The following is an 11240-nucleotide window of genomic DNA, read 5'->3' as shown; positions in this document are numbered from 1 at the left end:
CGACCATACACCTCGATGGCCACCTCGGATTACACCGGCAGTGCCGGTGAAATTACACCACGACCTCGGACGCTACCCTGGAGCGAAGAGCGCGTTGTCCTGGGCGGTGTCGAGCAGAAGGTGAAGGTTGCCCATTTCCGCCTGTGTCACAGCCGCAGATCCTTTGTCGTCGCCTATCCCGGCGAAGCTCAGGAGATGGTGCTGGATGCCTTTGTGCGGGCGCTGTCCTTCTACGGCGGGGTTCCGCGACGGGTGATTATCGACAATCCCAAAACGATGGTGACCTATGTCTCCCGCTCGAAGGACCGGGTGTTCCATCCGCGGTTCCTGGCATTGATGAACCACTATGTCATGGAACCGGTTGCCTGCACCCCCGCGTCGGGTTGGGAGAAGGGTCAGGTTGAGAACCAGGTCCAGTTTTTACGAGGCCGCTTGTTTGTTCCCATGCCAGCCTTCGATGATCTGGATGGACTGAACGACTGGTTGCGCCTGCGCTGCGAGGAGTTGGCAAATCGCGCCCATCCTGAATACTCGGCCCGCACGATTGCAGAGGTTTTTGAAGATGAGCGCGCCGAGCTGCGCCCCCTGGGGCGGGCTTTTGACGGCTACGTGGAGAAGACGGTGCGTGTCCGCTCCACCTGCCTGGTTCAATACGCCAGCAATCGCTACAGCGTGCCTTCCCGGTTTGCAGGCCAGCATGTCTCCCTGCGCGCCTATGCGGGCCGGATCGTGCTGGTGTCGGGCCAGGATGTCATTGCCGAGCACAAGCGCCGCTTCACCCGCAACGTCAGCTACTTTGAACCCTGGCATTACGTGCCGCTACTGGATCGCAAGCCCGGCGCCCTGCGCGACGGTGCCCCTTTTGTGGACTGGCAGTTGCCTGAGGCCATGCATCGGATCAGGGAGCATTACATGGCCGGCAAAGGCGGGGACCGGGAGTTCGTCGATCTGCTTCTGCTGGCCCAGGACCACGGGATCGAGGTCGTCGAGATTGCGTGTGATCTGGCGGTGGAGCAAAACACCCTGCGCCTGCCGGCCATCGTCAATCTGATCAACCAGCTGGTCGAGCCGGTCATCACCCCCTTGGGCGAACCCTACACCTATCCGCAGCTGACCCTGCGCCCGGAAGCCGATTGCAAGCGCTATGAGGCACTGTGCTCCGCCGAGGAGGCCGCCGCATGAACGCCCTCATCGACCAACTGACCGCCCTGAGGCTGCATGGAATGGCAGCTTGCGCACATGATTTGCTGTCCGCGCGCAAGCCGCCAAGTCTGACCACTGCGATAAAACAACTGATCGACGCGGAGACTGTAGAGCGCCGGGTGCGCTCCATCCAGTATCAAATGCGCATCGCGAAGTTCCCGCATCACAAAGACTTCGCCACCTTCGATTACGGCGCAGCAGCCGTCACCAAAACCCAGATCGAGCCCTTCTGCTCGGGCCAGTTCACCGAAGAGGCACATAACCTCATCCTGGTGGGCGGAACCGGAACAGGCAAAACCCACATCGCCATCGCGCTTGGAACCACATTGATCAACAACGGCAAGAAGGCCCGCTTCTTCAACGCGGTCGATCTGATCAATGCCCTGATCAAGGAACAGGCCGACGGCAACGCCGGGAAGATCATCCGGCAACTGTCGGCTCTGGATTGCGTCATCATCGACGAGTTGGGCTACATCCCCTTCCCGAAATCCGGTGGCGCACTGCTGTTCCACCTGATCAGCAAGCTCTACGAGAAAACCAGCGTCATCATCACCACCAACCTGGAGTTCGGGGAATGGGTCGCTGTCTTCGGCGATGCCAAGATGACAACCGCGCTTTTGGATCGCGTCACGCACCACTGCGCCATAATCGAGACCGGCAACAGGTCATACCGCTTCGCGCAGAGCAAACGCCGCACAGAAAAATAACCGCGACGCAGACAAAGCCCCCAGACGGACTCGCTATATGAGGGCGGCCCGCCTGGGGGCTTTGCTGTCTGAACGGTGGGTCAAAATCAAACGCTGAAACCGGGTCAGTTTTGAACGCTCATTGACAAATCGGCTGCACTGTATGCGACGGCTAGGCCCCATTGATTTGGCGCTTGTGCGGTGCCGCGAGGGTGCGGAGCGTAGTGTGGGCGGTAGCTCGTCAGGGACTACGAGACGAGGTCCCTATGTATCCCGACCCTGCTGAGCGTAGGCCCACGGCATCAGGGCCTCGATGTCTTGGGCGAGATGGCCATTGGCGAGCTTCGTGAACAGATCGCGCAAAAACGCATAGGGTTCGACACCGTTCATTTTGCAGGTGCCAATCAGGCTGGCGAAGCGAGCCCAGTTACGACCACCTTCGTCATGGCCAGCGAAGAGCGCATTGCGGCGGTTCATGGCAGGGCTGCGGATGGCGTTTTCGACGAGGTTGGAGTCGATGTCGACGCGACCATCCTCGAGGAACAGCCGGAAGCCGTCCTGACGTTTCAGCATGTAGGCCATGGCCTCACCGAGGTCAGATTTGCGCGACACACGCGCGGCCTGGGCCGCCAGCCAGGTGAAGAACGCATCGACCAGCGGGCGCGACAGCTCTTGCCGGACAGCCCGGCGACTATCCGGGTCCGAGCCACGGATGGCGTCCTCGACCTTGTAGAGCGCCGCGATGCGCAGCAGCGCCGCTTCGACGATGGGCGATCCCTTCTTGGGCGCGGCCTTGATCAGCTTCCTGCGGCCATGGGCCCAGCAGAAGGCAAGCCGCAGCGGATCGCCACCCGGGCGTTCCGGCGTCGCCAGATGGGAGTAGCCGCCATAGGCATCGACCTGGATCGTGCCGTTGAAGCCGGTGAGGATTTCAGCGGCGTATTCGCCCTTTCGCCCGGGCCGGTAGTGGAACACCACGCCGGGTGGCGCAGGACCGTTCCAGCCGCGATCATCGCGCAGCACTGCCCAGAGATATCCGGTTTTCGTCTTGCCACGCCCCGGGTCTAGCACCGGGGCAGTGGTTTCATCGACATAGAGCCGGGTGCTTCCAGTTAGCAGCTGCTTTGCCATGTGATCGACGACCGGGGCGATCAGCGCGCCCGTGCGGCCCATCCAGTCGGCCAGCACCGAGCGGTCGATCGGCACCCCATGCCGCGCCATCACCACGGCCTGCCGGTTCAGCGGCATGTGCTCGGAATGCTTGGACACGGCAATCTGGGCCAGCAGCGCCTCGGTGGGCTAACTGCCCTCAAGAAGGTGCGCGGGCGCCTTGGCCTGCACCACGCCGGTGCGCCCCTTGGGGCAGGCGTATCGGGGGCGCACGGTGACTATGACCTGATAGCGCGCGGGGATGTAATCCAGCCGTTCCGTACGGTCTTCACCGATCCGGACCATGTCGCCGCAGCCGCAGGGGCAAACGATGCTCTCCGGCTCGACCACCCGCTCGACGCGCGGCAGGCTTTCGGGCAGCGCCCGGGCCTTGCGGGGTGGGCGCGGTTTGCGCTTCCCGGGGTCCGGTTCGCTGGCCTCGATCCTGTCCTCGACGGCGGCGATCTGTGCCTGCGTCTCGGCGATGGCGGTTTCCATATCCTCGAGCGCCAGTTCCAGTTGCGCCGGGTCCAGCTTCTCGGATTTCGGCCCGAACTTTGTGCGCCGGTAATCCTGAACCTGACCTTCCAGCTTCTCGATCAGTGCCTTCAACTCGGTGATGAAGGCCTCCTTCTCGGCCACCACCGCCTGTTCGTGCTGGCGTGCCGCACGCTCGACCCTCGCCTCGAACTGCGCAGCTTCCAGCGCCGCCTTCTGGGCGGCAAAGGCCTTCACCACCTCGGGCGGCAGGTCAGGAAACTGGCTGAGATCGAGGGCGTGCGACATGCGCCTTCCTACCCGATCCGGGACAGAAAGCCCAATAAAACAAAGGCAAAACAGACCCGCCGAGTCATCCTGCCGCAGCGGGCCGCACCATCCGCTGCGCCACCACCCGCCGCCAATCGAGCCCTTCGAACAGGGCTTCCGCCTGCGCCCGGGACAGACGCATCACCCCGTCCTGCACCTTCGGCCAGGCAAAGCTGCCCTGTTCCAGGACTTTGTAGATCAGCACCATCCCGGTCCCATCCCAGACCAGGATCTTCAATCTGTCCCCGCGCTTCGAGCGGAACACCACTGTCACCCCGGAATGCGGATCGAGCTTCAGTTCCGTCTGCACGATCAGCGCCAGCGCCTGATGCCCACAGCGAAAGTCTACCGGCTTCGTCGCGATCAGGATCGGAAGCCGTTGGCCGGCGACAATCACGATGCCCCTCGCAGCGCCCGCACCAGCGCCGCCGCGCGGTCCACCGCGACATCGCCGGGAATGCGCAGCAGCAGATCGGACCCGACCTCGATCGTCATCACCCCGGGGCCACCCTGCGCGGCAACGGCGCTCGAAGAAAGCACGGGCTGATCCACAGGATCGGGCAAAATGGACAGCGGCACAAAGGCAGGTTCCGCCACCGCCGGGCTTGGGGATGTGGTCAGCGCGTCCATCAGGTCACCGGGCAGAGCCAGTCGGCCCTGCCGGGCATGGCGACGCCAATCCGACAGATGATGGGGCAGGATGTCATGGCGTGCCGCCACATCGACAACCCGCACGCCCGGCTGAAGGCTTTCAGCGACGATCCGCGCCTTGACCTCATCAGGCCAATGCCGCTTGCCACGCCGCCGCGGCTCGACAACCTCGCACCGCCCCATAAACCCTTCACCACCAGCCGCCATACAAGACCTCCATCCGCTCGCGCAGACCTTCTCGCAGGCGCGTCACGCGTCAGGAACAAGCATAATCAATGGGCCCGAACCGCCGCATACGCTGCACTGCAGCAAGCTCGACCAGCAGGGGCGAAAAGGCGGGCTTTCGCTGCTTCTGCGCCGGAGGCGTGGTGCAATGACGGGAGCGGACATTCGTGGGTTCGTCATCAGTGTCCAGCAGGCCAACCACTTGGTGCTGGACTGATCAGAGCTTCATTGCGCTGGTTGATCGGGCAACACGAAACCCATCTCGCGTAGAAAACGTGACGGTTGCTTGTTCCATCCCCGATAGTTGTCTGCATAGGAGAGGCAGAGCCACTCTCGCGCACGCGTGATAGCCACGAAGCAGTTGCGCCGCTCCTCTTCCATTTCAGCGCTGTTCTCGCCCGCCTTCAGGCTTTGAAAGCTCGGCAAGATGTCCTCCGCCAGTCCGACCACATAAACATGATCGAACTCCTTCCCCTTGGCGCCGTGGATCGTCATAAGGGTCACGGTATTGCTGCCGACTGGGGCTTCCTTTGAGCGGATGGCCAGTTCCTGGAGAAACTGTTCAAGTGGCGCATCGCGGCCGATGGTTTTGCCGATACTTCTCACAAGATCGGACCAAGCCGCCCGGTCTTCTGCAATGTCACTGGCTTCATCGTCCTGCGCCGGGATCATGGCGAGGACTGCGTCAACAAACTGCCTGAACCGCGCGGGCTCCTTTGCGAAGGTTGCAGCTACATCGACGAGAGCGTTGCCATTGACATCATCACCCAGTCCGGCTTTGACCGCTACCGCCCATTCATCGAGCAGGGAGCGTTCCGTCAATTCGGTGGCGGTGATGATGAGATCGACACGGGCGTCAGTGCCAAACCAACGATTGAAAGCGCCGGTCAGGGTTTCCAGCGCACGCCGATCAAGCGGGCGCAGCGCTTGGCGAAGTACGGCAGTGAGCCACAGGAACTGAGGTGATCGGAAATCATCGCGGCGCTGAGAAATGACCGCACTGACCTGCTTCTGCGTCAGCGCGGATTGAAGCTTTTCTAGCATGTAGCGCGTACGGGCCAGTACCGCGACTTCACCCCATCGAGCGCGGTCGATTTTGGCGATGCCTTCCGCAATCGACGCGGCTTCCACCTCATCGGTGGAATAGCGTAGGACGCGGATGTGCTGTTCATCGGGATATTTCAGCGAGGTCTTGCCCGCCTCCAGCGGCTGCTTGGCGGCCGTGCGTTGCAGATTATGGACCACAAGATGGTTCGCGGCGGCAACAATTGCGGGCGGACAACGGTAGTTTGTGGGAAGCTGCAGTTCCTGCGGGGAAAAGTCGGCTCGGAACCGCTGGATCTGTTGATAGCTCGCGCCGTTCCACTGGTAAATGATCTGGTCATCGTCGGCGACGGCGAAGACATTCCTGAAATCCTTGCCGGCGAGCGCGCGGATTAGTCGGTACTGCCCATCGGTAGTGTCCTGAAACTCGTCGAACATCCAGTAGGCATAGGTCTTGCGATAGCGTCCGGCGATGCCGGGGAAGTCTGTGACAAGGCGATAGGCCTGGGCGATGAGCGAACCAAAATCTAGGGCATTGGCTTGGGTGAGCGCCGCCTCGTATGCGGTGTATACCTGCTCCACCCGTGCGCCATCGGACGGATCACGAAAGTATCGGGCCGAGCCTGTCGGTTGAATAAGCTGCGACTTAAGCTTGTCAATGGTAGACAGAAGCCGAACGTCGTTTTGGCTCAGGCCCGCCTGTTTGATCGCGTCGCGCAAAATTTCCTGGCGATCGACGTCGAGCGAGTAGATTGCAAAATCAGGGTTGATGCCAATGTGGGAGCCGTGCTGCTGCAGCATCTGCATGCAGAAGGAGTGAAAGGTCCCGATCAGAGCGCGCCGTTCCTGTTCAGGTACCAATGCAGTGACGCGCGCGGACATTTCGTCAGCCGCCTTGTTGGTGAAGGTCAGAGCCAGCACGCGGAACGAACGATCGGGCGTATCGGCAAGCAGCTTGGCCACCCGCGTCGTCAGGACGCGGGTCTTGCCGGAGCCGGGGCCGGCGAGAACGAACATCGGGCCATCGCGCCAAGCGACAGCGATACTTTGTGCTTCGGTCAGTTCTGACAATGCCACGTTGAGGGCGGTATCGGTCATGTTAGGCCTCTCAATGCCAAGATTGCATTGCGGAATGATGCAGGCATGCGCTGCGCCAGCGCCGGGTTCTCGGCGCACTGTTTTGCGAGGACGGCTGCGTAGCCGCTCTTGTCGTTCTCGAGTGCCGCAATCAATGTCGCATCGTCAAAATCCGCTGCTCCTACGTTTCCAAAAGAGACAAGAATTGCTTTCAGTTCGTTTTGCAGTCCATCTGCTATGAGCTGCTGTTCGAGATAACCGGCCGGCAACGAGAAGGTGCGGCGAGCCATTTCCTCGGCGGAAAACTTTCGTGCGGTGATCCTGGCGATGTAGCCGAGCCCGGCGGCATCTCCATCGACGACGGCAAGCCAAGGATAACCGAGCGCTCTTGCAAGTACCGCAAATATCTCGGGGCTGCCATTGTTCTGGAAATCGATGACGGCGACGCCGTGTTCATCAAGGTCGTAGCCAAGGCCCTTGGCGATGCCATGAACCAGATGGTAATCGGACGGGCCCTCCACGAGAAGCCAGCGGCGTGCGAAGAATATTTCGCCACGGATCCGCCGAGCAAATGTCTCCAGTTGCTCCAGTTCCGCGTCCGAGACGAACTCCTGCGATGCATCGGATGCCTTACGCAGCGCGGCGTGGATGGTCTGTGTGTCAGGGCGTCCGCCGTAGGCGATGAGGAGATCGCGATACTGGTTTTGGGGCAGAGCGCCGGACAGCACGAGTTCGTTGAGACCGCGGTCATAAGTGATGAGGCCGGCGGAGGCTGCGATGATGGCGTCAATCTGGGGAACATGCGGGACGGGCGCGCGGAATTGACGGGGGAGAGAGCTTACAGTTGTGCCGTTGGCCTCGACACGGACGACGCGGATATCGCGGAACGGAACGTGCTGTAGGAAGTACGGCGAATGTGTCGTTACGATCTTCTGGCCTGGGAGCTCAGTGATATGACGCCAAAGGCTGCGGGCCGCCTGAGGATGGAGATGTGTCTCCGGCTCCTCAAGAGCCAGGACAGCTGTGCTTTCGGGCCGGTACAGATCGCTCAGGATCAGCTCAACGAAGGCTTTGAAGAGGAACATGACGGAAAGGCTCTGCACGCCTTGACCGTGCCGCGCCAACGGTAGCCACGGTTTGCCGCCCTCCGTCTGATAGATGACCTCCGCCTTCGAGAGGATATCCCATGTATTGAGGGGCAGCAGCCGCAAGTCCGCCTGGCCTGGGACGTCGGTGGCGGCGACGCGGCTGATATGGGAAAGACCGTTGGCAAGATTGGCCAGAAGCGGATCAGCGTCGAGCAAGCGTCGATTCAGAAGGTCGAAGATCCGCTTTGATTTCTGCTCGAGAGGTTCAGGGATTTGCACCGTCCGGAGCAACTTGCCCCAGAACTGGCTCCTTGAGGAAAACTCGTCCGTGACGTCGCGGAGCGCCTCAAGGTAGAAGACGGGCAGAAACTGGAAGAACTCCTGGAGATTGACGGCGCGAGCGCCGCGCCCGGCGAGTGGGTTCCTTTCGACGTTCAGGAATTCCCATCGTGGCACGAAACTCTCTTCGGCCGCTTCCCATGAGCAGCTGACGCGCATGATTATTGACGCGCGGCCGGTCACTGGATCGAGTTGGATGATGTCTTCGAGTTCGCCGTGGAGGTCCTCGGGCCACTCGTTGGTGACAGCCTCCTGGAACTCGACCTCGATAACGACGGGATCGCCGACTTTTGGATCTGGCCTACCGTCGCACAGATGCACATCATATTCAGTGAATCCGGTTCCGCGCTGTCCCCACCGTCTGGTAAGCGCGATGCGGATCGCTTCCAGTATCGCCGACTTTCCGGCGTTGTTGGTTCCTATAAGGACTGTAACCGCGCCAAACTGAATGTCTGCCTCTTTGATAGAGCGAAAGTTTGATATCTTAAGTCTACTTATTTCCACTGCTGAACATCCCTCCCGCCCTTGGCCAACGATACCGAGCGAACAGCGTTTTGCACAGCTTGAACCGCAAGTATCCGCCGAAGGCCGCCGCCGTGTCTTACTGATTGGGTGGATTTCCGTTCGGCAAGAGTGCGGTGTCCGCTTTCGGACATGTCGCCAGGCAGGATCGACAGCGCTCGAATGTCTACTTTGGGCCGGGTCTTCTTCCGCATCCGTGAGGGGCTGCGCCATACCGCAGTCTGCCTGAATGTCGCTGATGGGCTCGAAATGGTATACCAATCAGTGTGTCCCCGCACCCTGTTCTGATCCGGCCACATCCTCCGAGATTTCCTGCCGGAGCTTCGGCCCCTGCGCAAGACGACGACCAAGGGCCGTGATGAACGCCTCGTATCGCTCCGCCGACTTGGCCTTGGCCGCCTTCGCTGCTGGCTCGGGCAAGGCCGGCGTTGTCGTGACCCAGAACCGAATGAACACCGCCAGGCTCTCGACGGCGATGCCGACATCACGCTCCAGCCGCGTCATGCGGCGGTCGAGCTGGTCGAGGCGCTTGGCGACAACCGCTTCCCGTCGCTCGGCATCGTCCGGCGACAGGAACGACGCGATGGCGGCTTCGGCGATCATGGATTGCGAGCGATCCCGGCGCGCGGCGAAGTCCGCCAGCGCCGCCTCAATGTCGGGGTCCAGATAGATCGTGGTCTTTTTCTTCTTTCGGCGATTGGTCATGGCGCTACAGCTCCATGCCGTCGTTCGGGTCCATGGCGACCTGCCGGGCAATCCCCTGAACCTGGCGGATCATGCGTCGGTTCCGGGCAATATCTTCGTCCACGTCATCGGACAGATCGGGCTCGAACTCGTTCTCGATGGGCTTTTTCTTCTCCACCGGCTTCACGCGGCTGAGTTCGGGCTGCAACCGGCGCTCCGACTCGGTCGGATCTTCATCATCTGCCATGTGGTCCTCGTCATCCTCGGCAGGCCCGGGTCGCGCGGGGATCGGTAGCGTGGTCCAGTCGTCGGGGCGCGTTCCCTCGGGGCGCTTCAATTCGGGCGGGGAAAGAACCCGCTCCCGGAATCGAGCATCCTCAAAGTAGCGCGCCTTTGTCGCCCGGATCGGCGGGATGCCCGCCACCATGACGATCTCTTCATCGGGTGGAAGCTGCATGATCTCGCCTGGCGTCAGCAATTGCCGCGCGGTTTCCGAGCGTGAGACCATGAGATGCCCCAGCCAGGGCGACAGCCGGTGCCCGGCGTAGTTCTTCATCGCCTTCATCTCGGTGGCGGTCCCCAGCGCGTCGGAAACACGCTTGGCGGTGCGCTCGTCGTTCGTGGCGAAACTCACGCGGACATGGCAGTTGTCGAGGATCGAGTTGTTCGGCCCATAGGCTTTCTCGATCTGGTTCAGCGACTGCGCGATCAGGAAGCTCTTGAGGCCATAGCCGGCCATGAAGGCCAGCGCCGTCTCGAAAAAGTCCAGTCGCCCGAGCGCCGGAAACTCGTCGAGCATCAAGAGCAGCCGATGCCGCCCGGCATTCGCCTGCAGATCCTCGGTCAGGCGACGGCCGACCTGGTTCAGCAGCAAACGCATCAGGGGCTTGGTTCGGTTGATGTCGGATGGCGGCACCACGAGATAGAGCGTGGTTGGCTGATCACCGGCCACAATATCGCTGATCCGCCAGTCGGAGCGGCGCGTAACCTCGGCCACGACAGGATCGCGATAGAGGCCTAGAAACGACATCGCCGTCGACAACACGCCCGACCGCTCGTTCTCGGACTTGTTGCGCAGCTCGCGCGCCGCACTGGCCACGACCGGATGCGGCCCCGCCTCACCCAGATGCGCGGTTGTCATCATGGCGCGCAGGGTGGAGTCCACCGGACGCTTGGGATCGGACAGGAATCTGGCCACGCCAGCCAGCGTCTTGTCGGGTTCGGCATAGAGAACATGCAGGATCGCGCCGACAAGGAGTGAATGGGAGGTCTTTTCCCAGTGGTTTCGCTTGTCCAGCGAACCCTCCGGGTCAACGAGGATGTCGGCGATGTTCTGCACGTCCCTCACCTCCCACTCGCCGCGACGCACTTCGAGCAGCGGATTGTAGGCGGATGATTTCGGGTTCGTCGGATCGAACAGCAGCACGCGGCCATGACGTGCCCGGAAACCGGAGGTGAGCTGCCAGTTCTCGCCCTTGATGTCGTGGACGATGGCCGAGCCCGGCCAGGTCAGCAGCGTCGGCACCACCAGGCCGACGCCCTTGCCCGAACGGGTCGGCGCGAAACACAGCACATGCTCGGGGCCATCATGCCGCAGATACTCGTGGTCATATCGGCCGAGGACCACGCCATCGGGGTCGAGCAGGCCCGCGGCCTTGACCTCTGGCTTTTCCGCCCATCGTGCCGAGCCATAGGTGGCGACGCCCTTCGCCTCGCGCGCCCGCCAGACCGACATGCCGATGGCGACCGCAATGGCGATGAAGCC

Annotated in this window: 8 protein-coding genes and 1 pseudogene; 2 read left to right on the top strand and 7 right to left on the bottom strand. The window is 61.8% G+C overall.

Annotation, left to right across the window (positions count from 1 at the left end; translation table 11 throughout):
• A partial coding sequence (gene istA, locus WMK75_RS16845) for an IS21 family transposase (protein ID WP_347268758.1) occupies nt 1–1182 on the top strand: 1182 nt, incomplete at its 5' end.
• A complete protein-coding gene (gene istB / locus WMK75_RS16840) occupies nt 1179–1910 on the top strand; it encodes an IS21-like element helper ATPase IstB (protein ID WP_347268757.1) in 732 nt (243 codons plus the stop codon). The genes istA and istB, both read left to right, overlap by 4 nt.
• 243 nt (nt 1911–2153) lie before the next feature.
• Here istB and WMK75_RS16835 read toward each other — a convergent pair.
• The 7 genes and pseudogenes from WMK75_RS16835 to WMK75_RS16805 form a co-directional block, all read right to left on the bottom strand.
• Nucleotides 2154–3824 (bottom strand): annotated as a pseudogene (locus tag WMK75_RS16835) (IS66 family transposase).
• Nucleotides 3825–3888: 64 nt separating this feature from the next.
• Nucleotides 3889–4242 carry an IS66 family insertion sequence element accessory protein TnpB gene (gene tnpB, locus WMK75_RS16830; RefSeq protein ID WP_347268756.1) on the bottom strand — a complete coding sequence of 118 codons (354 nt, stop codon included), beginning with the start codon at nt 4240–4242 and terminating at the stop codon, nt 3889–3891.
• Nucleotides 4239–4703 carry a transposase gene (locus tag WMK75_RS16825; protein WP_347268755.1) on the bottom strand — a complete coding sequence of 155 codons (465 nt, stop codon included), beginning with the start codon at nt 4701–4703 and terminating at the stop codon, nt 4239–4241. Before WMK75_RS16825 ends, tnpB begins: the two co-directional genes overlap by 4 nt.
• A 243-nt stretch (nt 4704–4946) precedes the next feature.
• Nucleotides 4947–6863 (bottom strand): ATP-dependent helicase, encoded by a 1917-nt coding sequence (locus tag WMK75_RS16820; protein ID WP_133675693.1) that lies wholly within the window; start codon nt 6861–6863, stop codon nt 4947–4949.
• Nucleotides 6860–8773, bottom strand: a complete 1914-nt coding sequence (locus WMK75_RS16815) for an AAA family ATPase (protein ID WP_347268754.1) — start codon at nt 8771–8773, stop codon at nt 6860–6862. The genes WMK75_RS16820 and WMK75_RS16815 overlap by 4 nt, the downstream gene beginning before the upstream one ends.
• 279 nt (nt 8774–9052) lie before the next feature.
• The gene (locus tag WMK75_RS16810; protein WP_299364118.1) at nt 9053–9496 is read right to left on the bottom strand and encodes a CopG family transcriptional regulator; all 444 of its coding nucleotides are present in this window, start codon (nt 9494–9496) and stop codon (nt 9053–9055) included.
• Between the two features lie 4 nt (nt 9497–9500).
• On the bottom strand, nt 9501–11240 hold a 1740-nt coding region (locus WMK75_RS16805; protein ID WP_347268753.1), incomplete at its 5' end, for a conjugal transfer protein TraG.

The organism is Paracoccus sp. (in: a-proteobacteria) (assembly GCF_039808215.1).
Classification (GTDB): domain Bacteria; phylum Pseudomonadota; class Alphaproteobacteria; order Rhodobacterales; family Rhodobacteraceae; genus Paracoccus.
Note: the sequence above shows the minus strand (reverse complement) of the source record. Positions and strands in the feature narration are given on the sequence as shown.

Excerpts from the sequence above, each read along its gene's own strand:
- WMK75_RS16825 (WP_347268755.1), bottom strand. The coding sequence starts at position 4,703 with ATGGCGGCTGGTGGTGAAGGGTTTATGGGGCGGTGCGAGGTTGTCGAG.
- istB (WP_347268757.1), top strand. The coding sequence starts at position 1,179 with ATGAACGCCCTCATCGACCAACTGACCGCCCTGAGGCTGCATGGAATG.
- WMK75_RS16810 (WP_299364118.1), bottom strand. The coding sequence starts at position 9,496 with ATGACCAATCGCCGAAAGAAGAAAAAGACCACGATCTATCTGGACCCC.
- WMK75_RS16820 (WP_133675693.1), bottom strand. The coding sequence starts at position 6,863 with ATGACCGATACCGCCCTCAACGTGGCATTGTCAGAACTGACCGAAGCA.